General features: G+C 74.7%; 27 protein-coding genes. 17 read left to right on the top strand and 10 right to left on the bottom strand.

All coding sequences use genetic code 11. The features are described 5' to 3' along the window. On the bottom strand, window positions 1-393 hold a 393-nt coding region (locus OMK64_RS11940; RefSeq protein ID WP_272728605.1), incomplete at its 3' end, for a class I SAM-dependent methyltransferase. A 324-nt stretch (window positions 394-717) separates the two neighbouring features. Between OMK64_RS11940 and OMK64_RS11945 the strand changes: the two genes are divergently transcribed. Together OMK64_RS11945 and OMK64_RS11950 are read left to right on the top strand one after the other, a co-directional pair. Continuing rightward, on the top strand, window positions 718-2,220 hold the full coding sequence (locus tag OMK64_RS11945; protein ID WP_374694092.1) for a DHA2 family efflux MFS transporter permease subunit: 1,503 nt from the start codon (window positions 718-720) through the stop codon (window positions 2,218-2,220). Window positions 2,221-2,233: 13 nt separating this feature from the next. Next, window positions 2,234-2,626 carry a hypothetical protein gene (locus OMK64_RS11950; protein WP_272728606.1) on the top strand — a complete coding sequence of 131 codons (393 nt, stop codon included), beginning with the start codon at window positions 2,234-2,236 and terminating at the stop codon, window positions 2,624-2,626. Between the two features lie 86 nt (window positions 2,627-2,712). Here the strand turns inward: OMK64_RS11950 and OMK64_RS11955 are convergent, their stop codons facing one another. Next, window positions 2,713-3,660, bottom strand: coding sequence for an AraC family transcriptional regulator (locus tag OMK64_RS11955; RefSeq protein WP_272728607.1), 948 nt, complete (start codon window positions 3,658-3,660; stop codon window positions 2,713-2,715). 107 nt (window positions 3,661-3,767) lie between these two features. Between OMK64_RS11955 and OMK64_RS11960 the strand changes: the two genes are divergently transcribed. Next, complete coding sequence (locus OMK64_RS11960) at window positions 3,768-4,466, top strand: class I SAM-dependent methyltransferase (RefSeq protein ID WP_272728608.1); 699 nt, start codon at window positions 3,768-3,770, stop codon at window positions 4,464-4,466. A gap of 40 nt (window positions 4,467-4,506) precedes the next feature. Here OMK64_RS11960 and OMK64_RS11965 read toward each other — a convergent pair whose 3' ends face one another. Next, window positions 4,507-5,163: a hypothetical protein gene (locus tag OMK64_RS11965; protein WP_272728609.1), complete on the bottom strand. Its 657-nt coding sequence runs from the start codon at window positions 5,161-5,163 to the stop codon at window positions 4,507-4,509. A gap of 61 nt (window positions 5,164-5,224) precedes the next feature. Here OMK64_RS11965 and OMK64_RS11970 point away from each other — a divergent pair, with 61 nt between their 5' ends. After that, window positions 5,225-5,983, top strand: coding sequence for a class I SAM-dependent methyltransferase (locus tag OMK64_RS11970; protein WP_272728610.1), 759 nt, complete (start codon window positions 5,225-5,227; stop codon window positions 5,981-5,983). A gap of 16 nt (window positions 5,984-5,999) precedes the next feature. Then, on the top strand, window positions 6,000-6,728 hold the full coding sequence (locus OMK64_RS11975; protein WP_272728611.1) for a GNAT family N-acetyltransferase: 729 nt from the start codon (window positions 6,000-6,002) through the stop codon (window positions 6,726-6,728). A gap of 83 nt (window positions 6,729-6,811) precedes the next feature. Here OMK64_RS11975 and OMK64_RS11980 read toward each other — a convergent pair whose 3' ends face one another. The 4 genes from OMK64_RS11980 to OMK64_RS11995 all read right to left on the bottom strand — a co-directional run bounded on the left by OMK64_RS11980 (window position 6,812) and on the right by OMK64_RS11995 (window position 12,403). Further along, the gene (locus tag OMK64_RS11980; RefSeq protein WP_272728612.1) at window positions 6,812-8,119 is read right to left on the bottom strand and encodes a family 16 glycosylhydrolase; all 1,308 of its coding nucleotides are present in this window, start codon (window positions 8,117-8,119) and stop codon (window positions 6,812-6,814) included. Window positions 8,120-8,326: 207 nt separating this feature from the next. Next, entirely contained in the window at window positions 8,327-9,520 is a 1,194-nt protein-coding gene (locus tag OMK64_RS11985) for an RNA polymerase sigma factor (protein ID WP_272728613.1), read from the bottom strand. Then, window positions 9,517-9,894, bottom strand: a complete 378-nt coding sequence (locus tag OMK64_RS11990; protein WP_272728614.1) for a YciI family protein — start codon at window positions 9,892-9,894, stop codon at window positions 9,517-9,519. The genes OMK64_RS11985 and OMK64_RS11990 overlap by 4 nt, the downstream gene beginning before the upstream one ends. A gap of 190 nt (window positions 9,895-10,084) precedes the next feature. Further along, on the bottom strand, window positions 10,085-12,403 hold the full coding sequence (locus tag OMK64_RS11995) for a MucBP domain-containing protein (RefSeq protein WP_272728615.1): 2,319 nt from the start codon (window positions 12,401-12,403) through the stop codon (window positions 10,085-10,087). A 117-nt stretch (window positions 12,404-12,520) separates the two neighbouring features. Here OMK64_RS11995 and OMK64_RS12000 point away from each other — a divergent pair, with 117 nt between their 5' ends. From OMK64_RS12000 to OMK64_RS12015, 4 genes are all read left to right on the top strand, one after another. Next, window positions 12,521-13,813 (top strand): GntR family transcriptional regulator, encoded by a 1,293-nt coding sequence (locus OMK64_RS12000; protein ID WP_272728616.1) that lies wholly within the window; start codon window positions 12,521-12,523, stop codon window positions 13,811-13,813. 66 nt (window positions 13,814-13,879) lie between these two features. Continuing rightward, window positions 13,880-15,088 carry a WS/DGAT domain-containing protein gene (locus OMK64_RS12005; protein ID WP_272728617.1) on the top strand — a complete coding sequence of 403 codons (1,209 nt, stop codon included), beginning with the start codon at window positions 13,880-13,882 and terminating at the stop codon, window positions 15,086-15,088. 4 nt (window positions 15,089-15,092) lie between these two features. Continuing rightward, window positions 15,093-15,578: a PPOX class F420-dependent oxidoreductase gene (locus OMK64_RS12010; RefSeq protein WP_272728618.1), complete on the top strand. Its 486-nt coding sequence runs from the start codon at window positions 15,093-15,095 to the stop codon at window positions 15,576-15,578. A gap of 3 nt (window positions 15,579-15,581) precedes the next feature. Beyond that, on the top strand, window positions 15,582-16,106 hold the full coding sequence (locus OMK64_RS12015) for a GrpB family protein (protein WP_272728619.1): 525 nt from the start codon (window positions 15,582-15,584) through the stop codon (window positions 16,104-16,106). 9 nt (window positions 16,107-16,115) lie between these two features. Here OMK64_RS12015 and OMK64_RS12020 read toward each other — a convergent pair whose 3' ends face one another. After that, entirely contained in the window at window positions 16,116-16,880 is a 765-nt protein-coding gene (locus OMK64_RS12020; protein ID WP_272728620.1) for a glycerophosphodiester phosphodiesterase family protein, read from the bottom strand. Between the two features lie 75 nt (window positions 16,881-16,955). On the opposite strand from OMK64_RS12020, the gene OMK64_RS12025 reads away from it, so the two are divergent. Beyond that, window positions 16,956-17,372 carry a DoxX family protein gene (locus tag OMK64_RS12025; protein ID WP_272728621.1) on the top strand — a complete coding sequence of 139 codons (417 nt, stop codon included), beginning with the start codon at window positions 16,956-16,958 and terminating at the stop codon, window positions 17,370-17,372. A gap of 33 nt (window positions 17,373-17,405) precedes the next feature. Here the strand turns inward: OMK64_RS12025 and OMK64_RS12030 are convergent, their stop codons facing one another. After that, window positions 17,406-18,524, bottom strand: a complete 1,119-nt coding sequence (locus OMK64_RS12030; RefSeq protein ID WP_272728622.1) for a CobW family GTP-binding protein — start codon at window positions 18,522-18,524, stop codon at window positions 17,406-17,408. A gap of 54 nt (window positions 18,525-18,578) precedes the next feature. Here OMK64_RS12030 and rpmB point away from each other — a divergent pair, with 54 nt between their 5' ends. From rpmB to rpmF, 6 genes are read left to right on the top strand one after another with little or no spacing between them, the layout of a single operon-like run. Next, entirely contained in the window at window positions 18,579-18,818 is a 240-nt protein-coding gene (gene rpmB / locus OMK64_RS12035; protein ID WP_272728623.1) for a 50S ribosomal protein L28, read from the top strand. Next, the gene (rpmG, locus tag OMK64_RS12040; protein ID WP_272728624.1) at window positions 18,815-18,988 is read left to right on the top strand and encodes a 50S ribosomal protein L33; all 174 of its coding nucleotides are present in this window, start codon (window positions 18,815-18,817) and stop codon (window positions 18,986-18,988) included. Before rpmB ends, rpmG begins: the two co-directional genes overlap by 4 nt. After that, window positions 18,988-19,293 carry a 30S ribosomal protein S14 gene (gene rpsN / locus OMK64_RS12045; RefSeq protein ID WP_272728625.1) on the top strand — a complete coding sequence of 102 codons (306 nt, stop codon included), beginning with the start codon at window positions 18,988-18,990 and terminating at the stop codon, window positions 19,291-19,293. Before rpmG ends, rpsN begins: the two co-directional genes overlap by 1 nt. 43 nt (window positions 19,294-19,336) lie before the next feature. Then, complete coding sequence (locus OMK64_RS12050; RefSeq protein ID WP_272728626.1) at window positions 19,337-19,612, top strand: type B 50S ribosomal protein L31; 276 nt, start codon at window positions 19,337-19,339, stop codon at window positions 19,610-19,612. Continuing rightward, on the top strand, window positions 19,609-19,731 hold the full coding sequence (ykgO, locus tag OMK64_RS12055; protein ID WP_034625243.1) for a type B 50S ribosomal protein L36: 123 nt from the start codon (window positions 19,609-19,611) through the stop codon (window positions 19,729-19,731). The genes OMK64_RS12050 and ykgO overlap by 4 nt, the downstream gene beginning before the upstream one ends. Then, window positions 19,731-19,901, top strand: a complete 171-nt coding sequence (gene rpmF, locus OMK64_RS12060) for a 50S ribosomal protein L32 (RefSeq protein WP_272728627.1) — start codon at window positions 19,731-19,733, stop codon at window positions 19,899-19,901. Before ykgO ends, rpmF begins: the two co-directional genes overlap by 1 nt. Before the next feature lie 7 nt (window positions 19,902-19,908). On the opposite strand, the gene OMK64_RS12065 is transcribed toward rpmF, so the two are convergent. After that, a complete protein-coding gene (locus OMK64_RS12065) occupies window positions 19,909-21,453 on the bottom strand; it encodes an MATE family efflux transporter (RefSeq protein WP_272728628.1) in 1,545 nt (514 codons plus the stop codon). 394 nt (window positions 21,454-21,847) lie between these two features. Here OMK64_RS12065 and chvE point away from each other — a divergent pair, with 394 nt between their 5' ends. Continuing rightward, window positions 21,848-23,005 carry a multiple monosaccharide ABC transporter substrate-binding protein gene (gene chvE / locus OMK64_RS12070; protein WP_272728629.1) on the top strand — a complete coding sequence of 386 codons (1,158 nt, stop codon included), beginning with the start codon at window positions 21,848-21,850 and terminating at the stop codon, window positions 23,003-23,005. Window positions 23,006-23,019 lie beyond the last annotated feature (14 nt).

The following is a 23,019-nucleotide window of genomic DNA, read 5'->3' on the forward strand; positions in this document are numbered from 1 at the left end:
CCGGTCGACGCGGTGTCCCTCGGTCCGGGACCGCAGCCCGTGACGCCGACCCTCGGCGAGCACGCCGGTCTCGGTCACCGGGTTGTCCGGGTGCAGCGTCGCGAACGACGCGAGGTGCTGCTCGACGACGTCGTAGCGCGCGTCGGCTCCGACCAGCGCGGTCAGGTCGGCCAGCGTCCCCTCGTGGACCGTGAGCCTGCCGGTCGCGACCGCGCCGGCGTTGCGCTCGTACGTGCGGCGCACCGCGACGGGCGACCGGTCGACCGCCGTCGCGACGATCCCCGGGTGCGCATCGAGCAGCGCGCGCAGCAGGCGACCGGGACCCGGGCCCACCTCGAGCAGCCGCTCGGTGCCGGTGAGCAGCCCTCCGACCGTCGCGACGTCGGACGCCACCCGGTCCTCCCCTGCGCCCACCGCCCTCCTCGTCCGTCCGCCCGGTGTGCCGGTGCCGTGCGCCGCGGCGCCGTCCCGCGACGATGCCGCGCGTCCGGTCGCGCGGTCCACCGTGTGATCAGCACCCGGACGCGGGAAGCAGGTCGGTGCCCGATGAGTTGTGGCGTGGTGGGCGGTCGGTGAGGAAGAGGCCCGTCTGCCGACGGCGTATTTGCGTCGACCGTGTCAGACCCCTCGACAAGACTGGTCGCTCCGCCGTCGACGCCGCTCGCGTCGACGCGTGCGACACCACTCCCGACCGTCCCCCGGAAGCCAGGTGCCCCTGTGACCGAGACCTCCACCGCCAGGCTCAGCGACGACTCCGCCACCGGCGGGCCGTCCGCCGCCCCGGCCGTCCCCGCCGACCGGATGAGCCCGCGTGACCGCCTCGCGGTCACCGTCCTGCTCGTCTCGACGTTCGTCGTCATCCTCAACGAGACGATCATGGGCGTCGCGCTGCCGCGGCTCATGGAGGACCTGGCGATCACGGCGTCGACGGCCCAGTGGCTGACCACGGCGTTCATGCTGACGATGGCGGTCGTCATCCCCGTCACCGGCTTCGTGCTGCAGCGCATCACGACGCGCCCCGCGTTCCTGCTCGCCATGACGCTGTTCGCGACCGGCACGCTGATCTGCGCGCTCGCTCCCGGGTTCGTCGTGCTGCTGGCCGGGCGGATCGTCCAGGCGTCGGGCACAGCGATCATGCTGCCGCTGCTCATGACGACCGTCATGACGGTCACCCCGGTCGCCGCGCGCGGGCGCACGATGGGCAACATCTCCGTCGTCATCTCGGTCGCGCCCGCGATCGGCCCGACGATCTCCGGCCTCATCCTGTCGGTCCTCAGCTGGCGCTGGATGTTCGGGCTCGTGCTGCCCATCGCGGTCGTCGCGATCGTGCTCGGCGCGATGCGCCTGCCCAACGTGACCGAGCCCCGCTACGCCAAGGTCGACGTGACCTCCGTGATCCTGTCCGCGCTCGGCTTCGGCGGGATCGTCTACGGGCTGGCCGGCTTCGGGGAGATCACCGACGGCGGCGTCGCGGCGACCACGTGGGTCTCGCTCAGCGTCGGGGCGGTCGCGCTCGTGCTCTTCGTCCTGCGGCAGCGGTCGCTCGCGCGGGTCGACGACGCGCTGCTCGACCTGCGGGTGTTCTCGTCGCGCACCTTCGCGGTGTCGGTCGGGCTGCTCGCGGGCCTCATGGTGTCGCTGTTCGGCGTCATCATCCTGCTGCCGATCTACGCGCAGTCGGTGCTGGGCCTCACGACGCTCCAGACCGGTCTGCTGCTGCTTCCGGGCGGGCTGCTCATGGGTCTGCTCGCGCCGTCGGTCGGGCGCGCGTACGACAAGGTCGGTCCGCGTCCGCTGCTGGTCCCCGGCGCGCTCGCGCTCAGCGTCGCGCTGTGGGGCTTCGTCCTGCTGCAGCCCGACTCCTCGCCGTGGATGCTCCTCGCGGCGCACCTCACGATGTCGGCCGGGCTCGCGCTGATGTTCACGCCGCTGTTCACCTCGGCCCTCGGGTCGCTGCCCGCCGAGCGGTACTCGCACGGGTCCGCGGTGGTCGGCACGCTCCAGCAGGTCGCCGGTGCGGCGGGCACGGCGCTGTTCGTCACGGTCCTCACCGCGCAGTCCATCGCGCTCGCCGAGGGCGGCGCGGGTGAGGTCGCGGCGACCGCGGGCGGCATCCACTCCGCGTTCCTGGTCGGTGCGGTGCTGTCGCTCGTCGCGATCCCGCTCGCCTTCGCCGTCCCCCGCGAGCGCGTCGAGGGCGCGCACGGCGGCGGGCACTGAGCAGCCTGCACCGATGAGCGGGCTCACGGCCGACTGGATCGAGCACCGGCGCGAGGGCGACCGGGAGCTGCTCGGCTGGATCCGCGTCGACGGCGACGGCTTCGTCGCCGTCGACCGGATCGGCCGCGAGCTCACCGGCGTCGTGGACTGGCACGACGCCGAGGAGGCGCTCGACGAGCACGGCCTGCACTGGCTCGCGGAGCGGTGGCAGCTGACGCTCGACGACGGGCGCGTCGTGCGGGTGCGGATGTCCGAGGTCGCCGCCGACCGGGTCGTCGTCACGACCGACGACTTCGGCGACGTCAACGCGGTCGTCACGCGCTACGTGCTGCCGTTCCCGGCGCCCGCGACGCTCCGCCCGTTCGCGGGCGACCCGGGCGTCATCGACGGGCTCGGCGCGCACTGACCTGACGCACGCCGGCGGCCCGGGTGAGCCGCGGCGTGCCGTACCCCGTCGGCTCGGCGGGCGCGCGGGTGCGCGGTCCCTCGGGCTCAGCGGGCGCCGCGTCGCCAGCGTGCGGGTGTCACGCCGTGCTGCTCGCGGAAGCGTCGCACGAGGTAGGCCGCGTCGCGGTGGCCCGTGCGCTCGGCGACGACCGCGACGGGCAGGTCCGTCTCGACCAGCAGTCGCCGCGCCTCGATCATGCGCCGCTCGGTGAGCCACTCGAGGACCGTCCGCCCGGTGCGCTCGCGCACCACCGTCGTGAGGTGGCCCGTCGTGTAGCCGAGCGAGCGCGCGACGTCACGTGTCGAGATGGGGTCGCGGAAGCCGGCCTCGACCGCGTCGAGCACCGCGGCGACGAGCGGGTCCGCGCCGCCGTCGGCGGGTGGCCCGACCTGCCGCGCGAGCGACACCAGCAGGAGCGTCAGGGCCGCCGTCGCCGCCTCGTCGGCGCCCGCGAGCGCGGGCGGGTCGCCGTGCGCGGGCGCCTCGCGAACGAGCACCTGGAGCAACGCGTCCCACGTCCGGCGATCGCCGTCGGACAGGTGCAGCGTCCGCGGTCCGACCCCGGGGGTGTCGACGAACGCCGCGAGCAGGGGGTGGAAACGCCAGGCCAGCGGGCTCGCGGTCGCGCCCGCGACGGCGTCGGCCGTGAAGAACACGACCCACGAGCGGGCGTCCGCGGGGTCGTCGGTCGTCGCTCCCCCGACGACCTGCCCCGGGGGCACCAGACAGAGGTCGCCCGGGACGAGCGGCACCGACCGGCCGTCGACGAGCAGGGTCCCGGCACCGCGCGCCACGTGGACCAGCACGAAGAAGTCGTGCGCGTGCGGCACGCCACCGGGCAGCGCCTGCGGCGAGACCTGGTCGCCGGTGAAGAGCTCGGCACCGATCGGGACGCGTCCCGGACGCCGGTCGTACGCCACCACGGGTGCGCCGTCCGCGCGGCGACGGGCGCGCGCGAAGGGCACGGGCGTGGCCGCCGAAGAACGTCGCATTCTCCCCGCACTTCCGTCCTGGTCCGGGCCCTGGCGGGGTCGGACGCTGGTGTGAGCCCGGCGGACGGTCTACCACGCCGCCGACGACCAGGAACAGGTGGTGCCCGATGTCCACGCAGCCCGACGTGACGCTCGTCGACGACCTCGCCGACGACGCCGTCACCCCGTACCTGCCCCCGACCGGCAAGACCTCGCTGCTGCCGTTCTACGACGTCCTCAGCACGGTGACGCGCGTGCGCCGCCGGCACGCACAGCTCGTGGACCTCGCGGGGATCACGCCCGGCGACCGGGTGCTCGACCTGGGGTGCGGCACCGGCAACGTGGCGCTGCTGGTCGCCCGGACGGTCGCCGGCACGGTCGTCACGGGTCTCGACCCGGACCTGCCGGCGCTGCGGCGGGCGACGCGCAAGGCGCGCCGGGCTCGGGTGCCGCTCACGTTCGTGCGCGGGTACGGGCAGAGGATCCCGCTGGCCGACGCGAGCGTCGACCGGGTCGTGTCCTCGCTCGCGCTGCACCACGTGCCCGACGCCGACCGTGCCGCGACCGCGGCCGAGATCGCACGGGTCCTGCGGCCGGGCGGCACGGTGACGATCCTCGACTTCGGCGGCGGCGCGCACCGTGGGCACTCCGCCGTGCGGGCGCACCTGCCGCGGTTCGGGCCCGCGGTCGCGGACCGCGTCCGGGCGAACCTGGACGACGGGATCGCGCGGATGCTGGCCGGCGCCGGGCTGGTCGACGCGCGCGAGGTCGCGCACGGGAGGCTCGCGGGTGCGGAGATCACGTTCGTGTCGGCGCGCAAGGCCTGACGGGGCTGCGCCGGCCGGCGGCTGCGAGCGGCGGGCCTCGTCAGCCCGTCGCCGGCGGCGCGTCGGTGTCGCGCACCCCTCGGCCGTCACCGGACGGGCGCTCGATGGTCGTACGGACCGCCGTGACCGTCGGGCGGCGCGGCACGGACGAGAAGCCGAACGCGACCGGCGGCACCACGGGCTGCAGGTCGCCGCACGGTCCGCCGTCCCACGTGACGCGGGCCGCCGTGACGCGGTGCTGGTCCGTCGCGCCGTACCACTCACGGCGGCCCGCACCGGCGCTGCCGCGGGTCCGGACGCCGGGCAGCAGCGCACGGGCGACCGGGTCGGCGAGCGTGGCGAACGCCCGGGACCGCGCGAGCGGCCGCGGGACCGCGCCGAGCAGGTGACCGAGCGGCGTGCGCCCGCCGATCGTGACGTCCGCGGTCAACGGGCCGGCGTCGACGGACCAGCGACGCCCGGCCGGGTCGCACGTGACGCGGACGGGCGTGAGCACGACCTCGTCGAAGACGTACGTCGCGGCGATCTCGTCCGCGACGTCGCGGTGCGGCGCGAGGAGCGTGCGGTGGCCGGCCGCGTCCTGCGTCATGACGTCCGCGAACGGCGGCCACGGCGAGCGCAGCCAGCGACCGATCACGACCCGGCGGCCGTCGGCCGTCGCGAGCCCGAGGATGTGGCCGTCGTAGCGGTCGAGCACGCCCCAGTGTCACCGCCCACGCGCGCGGGCGCCCGACGACGGCGGCACCTACGCTGCGAGCGTGCCCGACCCGACGCACTTCGACGGCATGGCCGAGCTCTACGACCGGGCCCGGCCGCCGTACCCGGACGCGCTGTGGGGGCGGCTGCGCGACCTCGCGCTGCTCGGCCCCGGCACCCGGGTGCTCGAGCTCGGCGCGGGCTCGGGCCTCGCGACCGCACCCATGGTCGCCGCGGGTGCGGAGGTGACGGCGGTCGAGCCCGGGCCTGCCCTGGCCGACCTGCTGCGTCGCCGCGTCCCCGACGCGACGGTCCTCGCGGGCACCGCCGAGTCGGTCGCGCTCGACGCCGCGGCGTTCGACCTCGCGGTCGCGGCGACGGCGGTGCACTGGTTCGACCTCGACGTCGTCCTGCCGCGCCTGCACCACGCGCTCGTCCCGGGTGGACACCTGGCGGTTTGGCGGCACGTGTTCGGCGACCCGGCCGTGCCGCGCACGCCGTTCCGGGAACGCGTCGAGCAGATCGTGCGGGAACGCGGCGACGTGCCGCCTCGCCCGGGCCCGACGGAGCTCGACACGGCCGGCTGGGTGGACCGGCTGACCGCCGGTGGGTGGTTCGCCGTCCGGCACGTCGAGGAGCTGCGGTGGTCGGTCGAGGTCTCCGCCCGCCAGGTGCGTGACCTCTTCCGGACGTTCAGCGAGTGGACCGCCGCCGAGGCCGACGCGGCCGGGCGGGCGGTGGAGGACCTCGGAGGGCGCGTGACCGAGCACTACGTGACGCCCCTGCTGGTGCTCCGGCGCGCGGAGGTCCCCGGCCGCTGAGTGCGAAGATCGGCTCGTGGAGCACGACGGCGGGCAGGAGCGAGCGGGGACGGCCGCAGACGTCACCGAGACGACGCTCGCGGACCTGACCCCGGCCGAGGTCGAGGACGTCTACGCGCGGCTGCTCGCGCCGACGTTCCGGCCCGAGGAGCTCATGTCGCTCGGCGAGGTGCGCGCGACGTTCACCGGACCGGACGCGCAGCCGTCGGACGTCGTGCTCGCGGACGGCCGGCCCGTCGGCGTCATGCTCGGCACCTGGTACGCGGACCGGCGCGCGCTTCTGCTCACCTACCTCGCGCTCGACCCGTCGTCGCGGGGCCTCGGGCTCGGCGGACGCCTTCTGCGCGAGGTGCTGCCGCGGTGGGCAGCGGCGTCCCCGGGCGCGCTGGTCCTGGCGGAGGTCGACGACCCACGCGTGTGGGCGGCGGACGCGACCCAGGGAGACCCGGTCGCGCGCCTGCGCTTCTACGGCCGGCACGGCGCGCGGCTCGTCCCGCTCCCCTACGTGCAGCCGTCGCTGAGCCCGGGCGCGCCGCGGGTCGACGGCATGCTCCTGCTGCGGCTCGACGCCACCCCGGGGCTGACGGGCGACGCGCTCGCGGCGTTCCTCGCGGACTACTACGCCGAGGCGGAGGGTCCGGGCGCCGTGGCGGACGCGCAGGTGGTGCGCCTGCTCGACGCCGCGCGTGCGCTCGACCTCGACGCGCTGTGGCCGGTCGACCGCTGGGCGGACGTCGCCCGCTGACGGCGAGGGCGCGTCCGAACCCCGACGGGGCCGGGTGCGGCGTCGCGCACCCGGCCCCGTCGACGCGGAGCACGGTCAGAGGGTCACAGGTACCACTGCTGGTTGGCCTGGTTGTTGCAGTCCCAGATCTGCACGCGCTGACCGTCGTGGACCGGCAGCCCGCCCACGCCGTCGAGGCAGCGCCCGGACTGCGGGTTCTTGATCGCGCGCGTGCCGGAGTCGTACGTCCAGCGCTGCGCGGCGGTGCCGTTGCAGGTCCAGAGCTGCACGACGGTGCCGTTGGCCGTGCCGCCGCCGCTGACGTCGAGGCACTTGCCGAGCGCGCGGATCGTGCCGTCGGAGCCACGGGTCCAGGACTGCGCGGCGTTGCCGTTGCAGCCGACGACCTGGATCGGGTTGCCGTCGTGCGTCTGCGCCCACGGGACGTCGAGGCACAGCTGGTTCGCGACGCGGATCGTGCCGGTGCCCGTCGGCAGCGAGCCGCCACCGCCCCCACCACCGCCGCCGCCCGTCGCGCCGTTGTCGTAGACGCGGACGTAGTCGACCTTCATCTGCTGGGGGAGCTGGGTCGACCCGTCGGGGTAGCCCGGCCACTGACCGCCGACGGCGACGTTGAGGATGAGGAAGTAGGGCTTGTCGAACACCCAGGGGTTGCCGCCGACGCGGCTCGTCGTCACCTGGTGGTAGACGTTCCCGTCGACGGACCACGTGATCGAGCCGGGCTTCCAGTCGACCGCGTACGTGTGGAAGTCGTCGGCGAACGACCAGTTCTGCGGGTGCTGGTACATGCCGCTGATGCCCGCGCCTCCGGAGTAGCCGGGGCCGTGCACGGTGCCGTAGATGCGGTGCGGCTCCTTGCCGACGTTCTCCATGATGTCGATCTCGCCGCTGCTGGGCCACGACGTCTGGGGGAAGTCGCCGCCGAGCATCCAGAACGCGGGCCAGATGCCCTGGCCGCGCGGGATCTGGATGCGCGCCTCGATCCGCCCGAACTTCTGCTCGAACTTGTTGTTGCTTTGCAGACGGGCCGACGTGTACGACCCGTCCGCCTCGCGCCGCGCGGTGATGACGAGGTTGCCCTGGCCGTCGAGCGCGGAGTTGCTGCGCGACGTCGTGTAGTTCTGCAGCTCGCCGTTGCCCCAGCCGCCGGCGCCGGTGTCGTAGCTCCAGACGTTGCCGTCGGGGGCGCTGCCGGCGCTGCCGTTGAACTCCTGGGACCAGATGACGTCGCCGACCGCGGCGGACGCGGGTGCGGCGGGACCGCCCGTGAGCTGGGCGGCCGTGAAGGCGCTGGCCACCAGGCCGACGGTCAGGACGCCTGCGCCGATCATGCGGGTGCGGCGGACGTGGCGTGGGCGGGACGTGCGGGGACGTACGAGTGCGACGGGCATCGGTGCCTCCTCGGGGTCGTCTGGTGGACGACGCAGGCGCGGCTGACTCGTGTCACTTCGTTGTGCCGGGCGCGCCCTGCCGTCCGGCGACCGACCGTAACGGGCATGCTTACTGACAGGCAAGTAATCCTTACGGGTGCGGCGGGTCCGGAGCGCGGCGGCGCTCTGACCTGCGCCGACGCGCGCCGCGCACGAATCGATTCAGGATCATCCGGACCGGCGCCGCGCCTCGAGGTAGTCACGGACCGCCTCGTCGTCCGACAGCTCCGCGGCCCGCGCGAAGGCGTCCTTCGCCTCCTGACGCCGGCCCGCGCGCGCCAGCAGGTCCGCGCGCGCCGCCCACCACGGCTGGAAGGCCGGCGCCGGCTCGGGCGGCAGCGCGGCCAGCCCCGCGTCCGGCCCGTCGAGCCGTCCGACGACCGCCGCGAGCGCCGTGCGCGACCCCAGGCTCGGCGCGACCGCGTCGAGCGCGCGGTACAGCGTCCGCAGCGCCGCCCAGTCGACGGCGCCGGTCCGTCGGCGGTCGCAGTGCACCGCCTGGATCGCCGCCTCCAGCCGGAACCGCCCCGGCGGGCCCGGACGCGTCGCGCGACGCAGGTACGACTCCCCCTCGGCGACCAGGTGCTCGTCCCACGTCGCCGGGTCCTGCTCGTCGAGCGGGACGAACGCGTCACCGGGCTGCCGACGGGCCAGCGACAGCGTGACGAGCGCGGCGAGCGCCCATGCCTCCGCGTCGTCGTCGAGCAGCGACGCGAGCACGACCGCGAGGTGCTGCGCCTCCCCCGCGAGCGCGCGCCCGTCCTGCCGCCACGTCACCGCCGCGCACCCGTACACGGCCTCCAGAACGGCCGGCAGGCGCTCGGGCATCGCCCGCCGGTCGGGCACGACGAACGGGATGCGCGTCGCCGCGATGCGCCGCTTGGCCCGCACGAGCCGCTGCTGCATCGCGCCCGGCGGGACCGCGAAGGCCCGGGCGACGACCTGGGAGTCCAGGCCGAGCACGGTCTGCATCATCAGCGGGGTGCGGACGTCGGGCGCGATGGCCGGGTGCGCGCACACGAACAGCAGCGCGAGGCGGCGGTCCTCGATCGCGTCGGGGTCGACGTCGTCGACGCCGTCAGGCCCGGCCAGCGCGCGGGCGTCGTCGAGCGGCGCCCACCGCCGGGCCGCGGCGGAGCGCCACACGTCACGGAGCCGGTTGCGGGCCACGGTGAGCAGCCAGGCGTCGGGGTTGCGCGGGACACCGTCGGCCGGCCAGGTCGTGAGCGCACGCTCGAAGGCGTCGGCGAGCGCGTCCTCCGCCTGCGCGAGGTCACCCGTCGACGTCGCGAGCAGCGCGACCAGCCGGCCGTAGGAGTCGCGCGCGGCCCGCTCGGCGGCCGCGCGCGCTCCCGCGGTCACGCGTTCGGCACCCACACGCCGTCGACGGTGTGCGTCGCGCCCGGCCGGACCTCGACCGCGCCCCAGCCCACGGACGGCGCGCGCTTCGCCCAGTCGAGCGCCGCGTCGAGGTCGGGCACGTCGAGCACGAAGGTGCCGCCGAGCTGCTCCTTGGTGTCGGCGAACGGCCCGTCCTGCACCTGCAGGACGCCGTCGACCGTGCGCAGCGTCGTCGTGCTGCTCGACGGCTGGAGGACCTCGGCGCCGACCAGGACGCCCGCGGCCTGGAGGGTCGCGGCGTACGCGCTGAACTCGCGCTCGCCCTCCTCCCAGCCGCCCTCGCCCAGGTCCTCGGGGGTCATCTCGGGGTAGTGCAGCAGGATCGTGTAGCGCATGGGGTCCTCCTCGGTGTCGTCAGCGTAGGTCGCGAGCAGGGCCGCGACACCAGGATGACGATCTCGGCCTCGCCCGACAGACATCCCTCCCGGCGACGCGCGGCGCACCTCGTCCGGGACGCCCACGACCCCCGCCGGGCGCTCGGCGCGGCGGGGGTCGGTGGTGCGGGTCGGTGCGGGCGAAGGCGGGTCAGTGCTCGCGGCGTGACCAGCGCGTCACGAGGACCAGCGCGGCTCCGGCAGCGGCCGCGAGACCGGCGATCGCCGCCAGCGGCGCGATCGTGCTGCCGGTGTGAGCCAGGCTGCCCGTGCGGTCGCCCTGCGCCGGGTTCGCCGCGAGCACCTCGCTGCGGAACGGGACGACGGTCGGCGTCGGCTCGGGTGCCGGCTCCGGCTGAGGCGCCGGGTCGGGCGTCGGGGTCGGGTCCGGCGTCGCGACGGGCTCGTAGACGTAGGTCACGACGACGGTGCCGTCGGGGAGCGTGCCGGTCGGGTCGCCGTCCACGCGGACCAGGACGTAGCCGTCGATGTGCTTCGGCTGCGTGGCGTACGGGTCACCCGCGTCACCGGTCGCCGTGTCGTCGTCCGCCAGCGGGGTGCCGTCGGCGGTCTGGTGGTGCACGACGAGGGAGCCGGGCTTCGGGGCGGGCGGGACCGGGCGGTAGACGTAGGTGACCTCGACGGTCCCGTCGACGTACGTTCCCGTCGTGCTGCCGTCGACGCGGACCAGCGTCCAGCCGTCGAACGACTTCGCCGTGGTGCCGTACGCCTCGCCGACCTTGTCGCTGGACGTCGCGTCGTCGGCGAGCGGGCTGCCGTCCTCCGCGACGTAGTGCACGACGAGCGTGCCGGTCGCGTCGGCGGGCTCCGGGTCGGGGTCCGCCTTCGGCGCGTAGACGTAGGTCACGACCGCGGTGCCGTCGGGCAGCGTGCCGGTCGGGTCACCCTCGACGCGGACGAGGACGTACCCGTCGATCTCCTTCGGCTGCGTGCTGTACGGGTCTCCGGCGTCGCCCGAGACGTGCTCGTCGTCGGCGAGCGGCGTGCCGTCGGCGGTCTGGTGGTGGACGACGACCGCACCGGGCACAGGGGCGGGGGCGACGGGCTTGTAGACGTACGTGACCTCGGCGGTCTCACCCTCGGCGTAGGTGCCGGTGGCCCGGCCGTCGACCCGGACGACCGTGTAGCCGTCGATGTCGAGGGGACCGCTGCTCCAGGCCTCGCCGGGCTTGCCGGACGACGTCTGGTCGGCCGCGAGAGGCGCGCCGTTCTCGTCGACGTGGTGCACGACGAGGTCACCGGGGGCCTCGAACCGCACGACGGCCTCGGCCGGCGCGTCGATGCCCTTGCGCACGACGATGTTCGCCGGGCCGTTGCTGTAGGTGCCGGACGTCGTCGACGTGACGTCGACCTCCACGGTGCACGACGCCTGCCCGGCGGCGAGCGACCCGTTCGTCACCGCGACCTTGGTGCCCTGCGCCCAGACGTCGCCGGCGCACGACGAGACGAGGTGTGGCTCGTCCGCGACGCGCAGGCCGTCGGCGAGCTCGTCGGCGAACGTCCAGCCCTCCTTCGCGGCGAGCTCGTCGGTGTTCGTGACGGTCAGCACGAGGCGCACGGACTCGCCTGTGGTCGCGACCGGCCGGTCGAACGCCTTGTCCAGCTGCGGCGTGACGTCGATGACCTGCAGGTCGTCGAACGCGCCGTCGTTGCCGAGATGGCCCGACGTGAGGTTGCGCACGACGACGCCGAACGCGCCGCCCTCGTAGAGGAAGGACCGGTCGGACGCGAACTGCCCGCCGCGCACCGGCTCCTTGGTGCCGTTGGCGGAGGCCGTGACGGCGATGGTCTGCGAGCGCGGGTCGGTGATCGGGTCGATCGGCGTGCTCGTGAGCGCCTGCTCGCCCCTGCCGGCCTGGTTGACGTAGAACATGAGCCGCGGGTTCTCACGGTCCGGGTGCGCCGTGTCGACGCCGTTCGTCGCCGCGGCGTTGAGCGAGAACGCGAGGAATCGGCCGTTGGCGTCCTTCAGCTCGATGTCGTCCCTCGTCCGCAGCATCACGAGGTTGTCGGCGACGTTCGACGCCTTGACGTCCTGGGTGTACGCGGAGATCGCGAGGTTGCTGCGCGGGTCGGCGCTGCCGTTGATCGTGCCGAGCGCCTCGGCGAGCTGGCGGAGCGTCGCGCGGGCGGTGGCCTCGGTGTCGTTCTTGGCGCCGGTCGCGTCGGTGGTCGCGAACGTGCTCTGCGCCGAGACGACCATGCCGTTCGCCTTGACGGCGTTCCTCCAGTAGGGGTCGGCGTCGTACGTGTGACCGTCGGTGCCGACGTACCGGTCGATCATCGTGCGCAGGCCGCTGACAGAGGCGTTCTGGAAGTCCTCGTGGAAGACGACGGCGGCGGGTTGCGGCTGACCCGGGGTTCCGGGGTCCGCGAGGCCGGCCGAGGCTCCGGCGACCACGAGGGTCGCGGCGAGCCCCGTCGCGGTGACGGTGCGAAGGACGGACATGGGAGGCGCTCCTGGGGGTGTCGGTGCGATGACGTTCTCCAATGTATTTCACTGTTCACTGACCACAATCAGGACTTACGGCCCGACTTTCACGCGTCACCGATCTACGATCAGGGCGTGCCGATCCCCACCACGCCGATCGACGTCACCGGCGCCGCCGAGCGCGCCGCGCTCTACGACCGGCTGCTCGACGCGATCGTCACGGGCGACCTCGCCCCCGGGCAGCGCCTCGTGGAGCACGAGCTCTGCGAACGCTTCGGGACGACCCGCGCAGTGCTCGGCGAGGCGCTCGCCCGGCTGTCGCTCGTGGGACTGACGGACGTCGTCCCCCGCCGCTCGACGCACGTCACCCCGGTCGACCCGCGACGGGTCCGCGAGGCGCTCGGCGTCCTCGGCGAGGTCACCGCAGCCGCGATCGCCGACGGGTTCCCCCGGCTCACCGACGCCGACCGTGACGCCCTCGTCGCCTACCGCGACACCTGGCTGCTCGACGACGGCACGGCGCTCACCGCCCTCCGGGAGTCGCGGGTCAGCGACGTCCAGGACGTGTTCTTCCGTCGAGCCGCGAACGCCGACCTCGACCGCGTCCGGTCGTGGGTGTCCCCCGGGCTCGTGCGCTTCCACCGGCTGCACGCCGACGCGGCCGACGCGGTCGCGAGCCTCCGCACCCAGCGCGCGCTCGTCGACGCGGCGCTCACCGGGGACGCCCCGGCCGCCGTGGCCGCGTGGCGGGACGCCGCCGCGGTCGTGCCGACGGCGATCCGCGGGTCCGCGACGGCGCCCGTGCACCGAGCGGGCACGCGACTCATCCGGGACCGTGTGCTCGACGCGATCCGTGACGCGATCCTCGACGGCACGCTCGTGCCCGGCGAGCAGCTCCGCGAGTCGGACCTCATGCGCTGGCTCGGTGTCTCCCGCACCCCCGTCCGCGACGCGCTCGCGATGCTCGCGGAGATCGGCATCGTGACGCAGCGCTATCACCAGCCCGCACGCGTCGCGACACTGGACCGCCGCGAGTTCGTCGACGCCATGCGCGCCGCCGGGGTCCTGCGGTCCTACGCCCGACGGCTGTGCATCGAGCGCTCGCCGCAGGCCCTCACGGACGTGCTCGAGGCCGAGATCGCCGCGCTGACCCGGGACGACTCGGCGAGCGCGCGCATCGCCGCCGCGACGCGGGTCGTCGAGGCGACGCTCGAGGGCGCTCGCGACACGGTGCTGACCGAGGTGCTCGACCGGCTCGCGCCGCGCGTCAACTGGTACGCGACGCACGAGCCGTCCGTGCTCGACGCGTTCGACGCGGCCGCGCTCCGCGACCTGCGGGACGCCGTCCGGTCCGGCGACGTCGAGCGCGCGGCCGCCGTCGACGCCCGGTTCTACGACGTGGCGGCCGAGCCGCCCACCGCCGGCTGACCGACCGCGCGGGACGGGGGACGTTCGTCTCTGCCACCGGTCGCAAGCACCGCGGAGACTGCCCGCGTGGAGCGGCTGAGCGTGTACGACCGGGCGGAGCTCGCGACGGACGTCGGGCCGAACCCCCGGCACATCACCGTGCTCCTGGTGCTCGGAGGTCCGGTCCCCGACCTCGCCGACGTCCGGCGGCGGATGGCTCGCGCCGTCGACTCGCAGCCGCGCCTCGCGGCGGTCGTGTGCCGCCGCCGGGCGCGGTCACCCGTGTGGGTGCCCGTGGCGGTCGACCTCGAGCGGCACGTGACGGCGCTCGCCGCGCCGGGCGCCGACCCCCTCGACCTCGCCGCCGCGGATCTCGCACGTCGCCTCCCCGACCGCGCGCCGCTGTGGCGGCTGACGGTCGTGGACCTCGGTGACGACGCACGCTCGGCGCTCGTGTGGACGAGTCACCACCTGCTCGGCAACGGACCGAGCCTCCTCGGGCTGCTGCTGGCGACGCTCGGCGACGTGGCAGGAGGATCCCCGTGGCGGTCCCCGGGACGCGTCGCCCCTCCGGTCGCCGCGCTCCCTCGGCCGTCGACGCGCCCGGGGCGCGCGGCAAGCAGCCCCTTGGTGCGGATGGCCACGGGCGGCGTCGTCGCGGCCTCCGTCCAGGTGGACTCGGCCGCCGTGCGCGCCGGTGCGCACGCCTGCGGCGCGACGGTCAACGACGCGCTCCTGTGGGCGTGGTCGCGCGCCTACCACCGCGCGGACGTCGACCGCGGCGGCCCGGGTGAGCACGTCGTGATGTCGGTCCCCGTCACCGTGCCGGGTCGACGGTTCGGCAACGACGTCGGCGCGATGCGGGTCGCGGCACCGCCGGACGTCCTCGACGACGCGGCGACCGGTCTGCCCGCGCTGGCCCTCCGGACCCGCGCCGCGAAGCGTCGCATCCGGCCGTGGACGTGGCCCCTCGCGCCGCTCGGCGTGCTCGTCCTGGCACGGCTCGGGGTCCTGCCGACGGTCCTGCGGCGGCAGCGGCTCATCAGCACCGTCGTGACGCACGCCCCCGGACCGGCGGGGCCGGTGCACCTCGCGGGCGCCCGCCTCCTCGCGGCCGTACCGATCGTGCCGCTCGTGGGCAACGTGACGACGTGCGTCGCCGCGCTGTCGATCGCCGGCCGCCTCGACGCGGCCGTCCTGTGCTCGCCGGAGTCCGCGGACCTCGCGCCGTCGCTCGCCGACGACCTGCGCGACGGGCTCCGACAGGTCGCCGACCTCGCACCGCGCCTACCGTGAGGGCATGCCCCGCACCGTCGCCACCAACCGCACCGTCGACCTGCCCGAGCTCCTCGCGTTCGTCCGGCCCCGCCACCACTTCCTGCTCGTCACCACGCGCACCGACGGCCGCCCGCAGGTGTCCCCTGTCAGCGGCGGCGTCGACGAGCAGGGGCGTCTGGTGGTCTCGACCTACCCCGGCCGCGCGAAGACGCGGAACGCCGAGCGCGACGCGCGCGTGAGCGTGTGCGTGCTGTCCGACGACTTCGGCGGCGCGTGGGTCCAGGTCGACGGCGACGCCGAGGTGCTGCACATGCCCGAGGCGGAGGACGCGCTCGTCGACTACTACCGCTGCATCGCGGGCGAGCACCCCGACTGGGACGAGTACCGCGCGGCGATGCGCCTGCAGGACAAGTCGCTGATCCGCGTGACGCCGACGCGCTGGGGCCCGATCGCGACGGGCGGCTTCCCGGCCGACGTGGCGGAGCGCCTGGACGCGCTCGACGGCTGAACCGTGCTGCGCCGCGCGGAGGACCTGCACGACGAGGCCGTCGCCGTCGTCGCCGACGAGCGCGCGGCGCTGGCCGCTGCGGGGGTGCCGGGCGAGCTGGTGTGGCTGGGCGCGTCGAGCGTGCCGGGCGCGTTGACGCGTGGGGACGTCGACCTGCACCTGCGCGTCCCACCGGACGCGTTCGACGCGGCCGTCGCCCTCGTCCGCCGCGACCACGCCGTCGTCCACCCGGAGATCTGGTGCGCGACGCTCGCGACGTTCGCCGTCGACGCGCCGCTGCCCGCGGGCCTCGCCGTGACGCCCGTGGGCTCGGAGCACGACGTCCGGTTCACGCGCACCTGGGCGCTGCTGCGCGCCGATCCCGCGCTGCTGGCGGAGCACAACCGCGTCAAGGCCGAGGCCGACGCGACCGCCTCCGACGAGTACGAGGCGCGCAAGTCCGCGTTCTTCGACCGGATCCTGGCCGCCGCGCCCGTCACCCCCGCGGACGGTTCCGTCGGCGGCACGGACGGCGACGCGACCGTCTGACGGCCGGCGTCAGCGCCAGACGCCGCGCTCGGTGAGCACGTCCCGCAGGACGTCCGCGCGGTCCGAGATGATCCCGTCGACCCCGAGGTCGAGCAGCGTCCGCATGTCGTCGGCGTCGTCCACCGTCCACACGTGCACGAGCAGCCCCGCCGCGTGCGCGGCCTCGACGTGCCGCGCGGTGAGCACCTGCCGCCCGCGGAACCGCCACGGCACCTGGTAGACGTCGAACCGTCGGCGGGACAGCCCGTGGAACCGCACGCGCCCGCCGGTCCGCATGAACGCGACGGCCTCGGTCGTCCCGGCCGACGTCGCGACCGGCCGCGACAGCCGCGCGACGGTCGCGTCCCGCCGCGAGGCCGAGAACGACGCCACGCACACCCGGTCGTGCGCGCCGGTCCGCTCGATCGCGTCGGCGACGGGCACGATGCCCGACCGCTCCTTGACGTCGACGTTCACCCGGAGGTCCGGCCACGTGCCGAGGACGTCCTCGAGCAGCGGCACGGGTTCGACGCCGCCGATCCGGGCCTCCCGCACGCGCGACCACGGCAGGTCGGAGACGCGCCCCGTGGCGTCGGTCGTGCGGTCGAGCGTCGCGTCGTGCAGCGCGACCGCGCGACCGTCGGCCGTGCCGTGCGCGTCGGTCTCGACGTAGGTGTAGCCGAGGTCGACCGCGGCCTGGAACGCGGCGAGCGAGTTCTCGAGACCGTCGGGCGAGAACCCGCGGTGCGCGAGCGCGGCGACGCCGCCGGGTGCGTCGAGGTACGGATGGCTCACGTGGGTCCTCCCGGTCCCAGCACAGCACACCCTCGCTGACCTGCGCGATCCGTCGACGGCGGCGACGATGGGCGCATGCCGAACCTCGCACGTGTCGCCCGCGTCGCCGGCCAGCTCGGCCTCGGGGCCGCGCTCCTCACCGCCGGGACGGGTCACCTGACGAACGCCCGGGAGGAGTTCCAGGCGCAGGTCCCCTCGTGGTTCCCCGCCGACCCCGACACGGTGGTCGTCGTGTCCGGGGTCGCGGAGCTCGCCCTGGGGGCAGCGCTCGTCGGGACGTGGAAGCAGCCCGCCCGGGCGTGGGTCGGGGCCGCGGCGGCGGCGTTCTTCGTCGCGATCTTCCCGGGCAACGTCGCGCAGCTCGTCGAGCGCAAGGACGGCTTCGGGCTCGACTCCGACGCCAAGCGTGCCGCGCGGCTCGTGTTCCAGCCCGCGCTCGTCGCGTGGGCGCTCGCGGCGACGGACGCGCGCCGGCGCCTCCTCCCCCGCTGAGCCACCTGCCGGCCGACCGGCTCGCGGACCCGGTCACGCCGGTGAGCGGTCCCCCAGCCACGGCTCGAGCACGTCCTGCCGCCCGAGCCACGGCGCGAGCCCGGCGCGGTGCTCGGCGTCGGTGGTGAGCACGTCGCCGAACGCGTCGACGAGGTCCCCCGCCCAGTCGCCGACGCCGGTGAAGACGAGCCGCGTGTCGGGCTCACGTCGTCCCCACGTCCCGAGCTGACCGACGGACAGCTGGCCGCCCGCGCCGTCCCACACGCACACGGAGTCGGGCCGGGTCGGCACCCAGAACCGCCCCCGGCTGCGCGCGGGCACGTTCCCGAGCCGCTCGACGTGCTCGACCAGCCGCTCCGGGTGCAGCGGCCGGGCCGAGCGGAGGTCGAGCGTCCACACGCCGTGCGCCGTCGGGGCGCCGTGGTGGGGTGCGGCGTGCAGCGGGTCGGCGCGGCGGTCGGCGCGGGCCGGGTCGTGCACCCCACGGAGCAGCGCGTGCGGGTCGACGCCGTGCCGCCCGTCGACCCGTCGGCTGTCGGGCGCACGCAGGTGGTCGAGCAGGTCGGACGCGACGGGGTGCGCGTCGCGGTCACCGCCGACGAGCAGCGTGTCGACGTGCCCGACCTGCGCCGCGAGCGCCTCGCCGACCGCGCGCCGGTCGTCGTGCGTGAGCGCGAGCCCGCGCTCGGCGAGGAGGTCGTCGCCGAGCAGGTCGTCGGCGAACGTGTCGAGGTCGACGGCTGCCACGACGTCGGCGAGCCGCAGCCCGCGCGCTCCCGAGACCCCGGGGAGTCCGCCGCGGCGGCCGGAGCGCGCGAGCGCCCGGGACACGGGCAGCGACTCGGCACCCACCGGCAGGGCGAGCACGACGGCGTCCCACCGCGGGTCGCGCGCGAGACGTTCGAGCTGCGGGACGGCGTCCTCGCGGACGGCGCACGACAGGCACGCGTGCTCGAGCGGGACCTCGGTGTCCTCCAGGACGCCGTCTCCGCTCACGATCACGCGACGGATCCGGCCGCCGTCCTCGTCGTCGAGGATGTCGTGACGCAGGACGACGAGGCGCGGATGGTCGGTGACGAGGCCGAAGACGGTCGTGTCGCGCACGACGGGATCGACGGTCGCGAGGACGACGAGCGGGGCGGGAGGCGTCATGCGGCCCACCGTACGTGTTGACGAGAACGGTTATCAATACCTACGGTGACCGCCATGTCCGCTCGCTGCCAGGTGCTCGGCACCACCCCCGGGTTCGGCCACGCCGTCTCCCACTCCCACCGCCGCACGAAGCGCCGGTGGGACCCGAACGTCCAGCGTCGGCGGTACGACGTGCCGTCGCTGCGCCGCCGCGTCACCCTCACGGTGTCGGCGCGCGGCATCAAGACGATCGACCGGCTCGGCATCGACGTCGTCGTGGCCCGCATGCTCGCCCGCGGGGAGCGGCTCCGATGAGCGGCGCCCGCCGCGCCGACCTGCGGCCCGTCATCAAGCTCCGCTCGACCGCGGGCACCGGGTTCACGTACGTGACGCGCAAGAACCGGCGCAACGACCCCGACCGCCTCGTGCTGCGCAAGTTCGACCCCGTCGTGCGGCGCCACGTCGACTTCCGCGAGGAGCGCTGATGGCCAAGACGAGCAAGATCGCCCGCGACGCGCAGCGCCGGGAGGTCGTCGCCCGGTACGCCGAGCGCCGCGCGGAGCTCAAGCGCGCGTCCGTCGACCCCACCCGCACGCCCGAGCAGCGCGCGACGGCGATGGCGGCGCTGCACGCCCTCCCCCGCGACGCCTCCCCGGTGCGGCTGCGCAACCGCGACGTCGTCGACGGCCGCCCGCGCGGCTACTGGCGGACGTTCGGGCTGTCCCGTGTCCGCCTGCGCGAGCTGGCCCATCGCGGCGAGCTGCCCGGCGTCACGAAGTCCAGCTGGTGACCCGCCCCCGACTCCGACCCCGACCCCGACAGGAGAGCCGTCCGTGAAGAAGGACCTCCACCCCGACTACCACCCCGTCGTCTTCCGCGACGCCTCCGCCGACTTCGCGTTCCTCACGCGCTCGACGGCGACCTCCACGAAGACCGTCGAGTGGTCCGACGGGAACACCTACCCCGTGATCGACGTCGAGATCTCCTCGGCGAGCCACCCCTTCTACACCGGCACCGCGCGCGTCGTGGACACCGCGGGCCGCGTCGAGAAGTTCCGCCGCCGCTACGGCCGCCCGGCCGAGCCGCCCGCCTCCGAGGAGTCCCGATGAAGGTCCGCGCGTCGCTCGCGTCGCTCAAGAAGAAGGACGGCTCGATCGTCGTCCGGCGCCGCGGGAAGACCTACGTGATCAACAAGCGCAACCCGCGGTGGAAGGCGAGGCAGGGCTGATGGCCGTCCCCAAGCGCCGGCTCAGCCGTGCCCGGACGCGCGCGCGTCGCTCGCAGTGGAAGGCGAGCGAGCCCGCGCTCGTGCCCGTGACGGTCGACGGCCGCACGGTGCACGTCCCGCGCCGGCTGGTCCGCGCAGTCGAGCGCGGACTCCTCCGCCTCGACCTCTGAGCCGCGCTCAGTCGCGGGCGCCGCAGGGGTCGTGCGCCGCCGCGTCCTCGGCCCGGCTGTCGAGCACGACGCCGGACGGGTCGACGAGCGTCGGCTCCTCCGGCGCGGGCCGCGGCGACGGCAGCGCGTCGACGTCCGGCACGACCGACTCGAGCACAGCCGACCCCTCGGCGGGCCCGTCGGCGACGAGCGTCGTCGGCACCTCGCCGACCCCCGTGACCGGCTGCTGCGCGAGCCGGCGCGCGGCGGCGACGTAGGCCGGGACCAGCAGGGCGACCGCGCCGACCCATGCGAGCGGGTTGCCCCACACGACCCCGTCGTACCCGTACGACGCACCGAGGACGACGGCGGCACCGACGCGGCAGACGAGCTCGATCACGCCCGTGACGGTCGGCACGACGGTCTGCCCGAGGCCCTGCAGGGCGCCGCGCAGCACGAACAGCACGCCGAGCACGACGTAGAGCAGCCCGTTGACGAGCAGCAGGTGCGCGGCCATCCCGACGACGGTCTCCTCGCCCTCACCGACGAAAAGCCGCACGATCGCGCCGCCGCCGGCGACGAGCACGGCGCCGATCAGCACCGACCCGACGACCGACATCCACGCCGCCTGGACGACGCCGTGACGGATCCGGTCGGGGCGCCCGCCGCCGAGGTTCTGCGCGACGAACGTCGACACCGCGAGGCCGAGCGACGCGAGCAGCGCGACGGCGAGCCCGTCGACGCGCGCGGCCGTCGTGTAGGCGGCGACGGCGTCGGACCCGAGCTCGTTGAGCCGGACCTGCACCGCGAGCGTGCCGATCGCGATGATCGACGCCTGGAAGCCCATGGGCAGGCCGAGCCGCAGGTGCAGGCGCAGCTCTTCGCCCGTGACGCGCCAGTCGGCGCGGTGGACGCGCAGGACGGGCACGCGCCGACGGACGTGGTCGAGGCACAGCGCGACGGACACCCCCTGCGCCACGACGGTCGACAGCGCGGCGCCACCGACGCCCCAGTCGAGCCACGCGACGGCGGCGACGACGAGCGCGATGTTGAGCAGGCAGCTCACCGTGAGGAACACGAGCGGGGTGCGCGAGTCGCCGATCGCGCGGATCACGGCGGACAGGAAGTTGAAGAACATCATCGTGCTCGCGCCGAGGAAGCTGATGACCGCGAACGTCGTCGCCTGCGGCAGCAGCTCCTCGGGCGTCTGCAGCAGGCGCAGCGCGGGTGCGGCGAGCAGCGGCGCGACGACGGTGAGCACGAGGCTCGTGACGCCCGAGAGGACTGCACCGGCCGCGACAGAGCGGCGCACGGCGTGGTGGTCGCCCGCGCCGAACGCCTGCGCGGTGGGGATGGCGAAGCCGTTCGTCATGCCCCAGGCGAAGCCGAGCAGGAGGAACAGCAGCGCACCGGTGGCGCCGACGGCGGCGAGCGCGTCGACGCCGAGGATGCGGCCGACGACCATCGCGTCGGCGGCCTGGTAGAGCTGCTGGACGACGTTGCCGACGAGCAGCGGGACGGCGAAGACGAGGATGACGCGCCAGGGGCGACCGGCGGTGAGGACCTTGGGCACAGCGATTCCCGGGACAGGAGTGGGCGGGCTGGGGAGGAGCGCGGTGGTCGGGTCATGCCGGTCGCGTCAGGGCTCGATCGTATCGATACGATCCCGCGAGCACGAATCGATTTGATCGACCTCACCCGTCCCTCGAACGGCTTTCACCCGACTGGGGGAAGCGCTCCCCTCCGAGGCCGCGGCGAGCCCGGACCGTTATGGATTCGAAACCCAAAATCAGAAGTGCCCGCTTGACTTCGGTTCTCGAACACAGGACCGTGGTGCGTGCTGCCGGGCGCTGTCGCCCGACGACCAGGCCCCACGGGGGACCGCGCAGCGAGCGGGTCGCTCCCGCGGTTCGACAACCCAGGCACGCCCCAGAGGCGGCCGTCTCAACGACGAGAAGGAGTGGACGATGCGACGCAAGATCTCCATCGCCGCCATCGGCGCAACGCTGGCCCTCGGGCTCGCGGCATGCTCCGGCGGTGGTGCCGGGAGCACGGACGACTCGACGAGCGGTGGCGGCGAGGGCGGCGAGGGCCAGCTCGTCGGCGTGGCGATGCCCACGCAGACCTCCGAGCGCTGGATCGCCGACGGCGACGCGGTCAAGGAGGGCCTCGAGGCCGCCGGCTACGAGGTCGACCTCCAGTACGGCAACGACGACATCCCGACGCAGCAGTCGCAGATCGACCAGATGATCACCAAGGGCGCCAAGCTCCTGATCGTCGCCTCGATCGACGGCACCGCGCTCGCCAACCAGCTGCAGGCCGCGGCCGACGCGGGCATCCCCGTCATCGCGTACGACCGCCTCATCCGCGACAGCGAGAACGTCGACTTCTACGTCACGTTCGACAACTACAACGTCGGTGTGCAGCAGGCGACCTCGCTGCTCGTGGGCCTCGGTGTCCTCGACGAGGACGGCGTCGCCGTCCCCGACGTCGCGGGCCCGTTCAACGTCGAGCTCTTCGCGGGCTCGCTGGACGACAACAACGCGCACTTCTTCTGGCAGGGCGCGATGGACACGCTCGAGCCCTACATCGAGGACGGCGTCATCACCGTCCCGTCGGGCCAGACGGACATCGACCAGGCGGCGACGCTGCGCTGGCAGCAGGAGACCGCGCAGAAGCGCATGGAGGACCTCCTGACCTCCACGTACGGCGGCGGCACCAAGCTCCACGGCGTGCTCTCCCCGTACGACGGCCTGTCGCGCGGCATCATCACGGCGCTGCAGAACGCGGGCTACGGCCCGACGCGCACCGCCGCCAACCCGATGCCGGTCGTGACCGGCCAGGACGCCGAGATCGCGTCGGTCAAGCTCATCCAGGACGACGTCCAGTTCTCGACGATCTTCAAGGACACGCGCAAGCTCGCCGAGCAGGCCGTCTCCTCCGCCGAGGAGTTCCTCGCCGGTGAGACGCCCGAGTCGAACGACAAGGACACCTACGACAACGGCGTGAAGGTCGTGCCGTCGTACCTCCTCGAGTCGGACATCGTCTACGCGAACAACATCCAGGCGCTGCTGATCGACTCCGGCTACTGGACGGCCGAGCAGGTGGAGAAGGGTCAGGCCTGACCTTCCACCCGCGG

Origin of the sequence: Cellulomonas fimi (assembly GCF_028527925.1) — a bacterium.
GTDB classification, from domain to species: Bacteria; Actinomycetota; Actinomycetes; order Actinomycetales; family Cellulomonadaceae; genus Cellulomonas; species Cellulomonas fimi_C.

Coding starts and splice junctions, on each gene's coding strand:
- ykgO (WP_034625243.1), top strand. CDS start 19,609: ATGAAGGTCCGCGCGTCGCTCGCGTCGCTCAAGAAGAAGGACGGCTCG.
- OMK64_RS12030 (WP_272728622.1), bottom strand. CDS start 18,524: ATGACGCCTCCCGCCCCGCTCGTCGTCCTCGCGACCGTCGATCCCGTC.
- rpmB (WP_272728623.1), top strand. CDS start 18,579: ATGTCCGCTCGCTGCCAGGTGCTCGGCACCACCCCCGGGTTCGGCCAC.
- OMK64_RS11990 (WP_272728614.1), bottom strand. CDS start 9,894: ATGCGCTACACGATCCTGCTGCACTACCCCGAGATGACCCCCGAGGAC.
- OMK64_RS11950 (WP_272728606.1), top strand. CDS start 2,234: ATGAGCGGGCTCACGGCCGACTGGATCGAGCACCGGCGCGAGGGCGAC.
- OMK64_RS12025 (WP_272728621.1), top strand. CDS start 16,956: ATGCCGAACCTCGCACGTGTCGCCCGCGTCGCCGGCCAGCTCGGCCTC.
- rpmG (WP_272728624.1), top strand. CDS start 18,815: ATGAGCGGCGCCCGCCGCGCCGACCTGCGGCCCGTCATCAAGCTCCGC.
- rpsN (WP_272728625.1), top strand. CDS start 18,988: ATGGCCAAGACGAGCAAGATCGCCCGCGACGCGCAGCGCCGGGAGGTC.
- rpmF (WP_272728627.1), top strand. CDS start 19,731: ATGGCCGTCCCCAAGCGCCGGCTCAGCCGTGCCCGGACGCGCGCGCGT.
- chvE (WP_272728629.1), top strand. CDS start 21,848: ATGCGACGCAAGATCTCCATCGCCGCCATCGGCGCAACGCTGGCCCTC.
- OMK64_RS11995 (WP_272728615.1), bottom strand. CDS start 12,403: ATGTCCGTCCTTCGCACCGTCACCGCGACGGGGCTCGCCGCGACCCTC.
- OMK64_RS11960 (WP_272728608.1), top strand. CDS start 3,768: ATGTCCACGCAGCCCGACGTGACGCTCGTCGACGACCTCGCCGACGAC.
- OMK64_RS12010 (WP_272728618.1), top strand. CDS start 15,093: ATGCCCCGCACCGTCGCCACCAACCGCACCGTCGACCTGCCCGAGCTC.
- OMK64_RS11980 (WP_272728612.1), bottom strand. CDS start 8,119: ATGCCCGTCGCACTCGTACGTCCCCGCACGTCCCGCCCACGCCACGTC.
- OMK64_RS11955 (WP_272728607.1), bottom strand. CDS start 3,660: ATGCGACGTTCTTCGGCGGCCACGCCCGTGCCCTTCGCGCGCGCCCGT.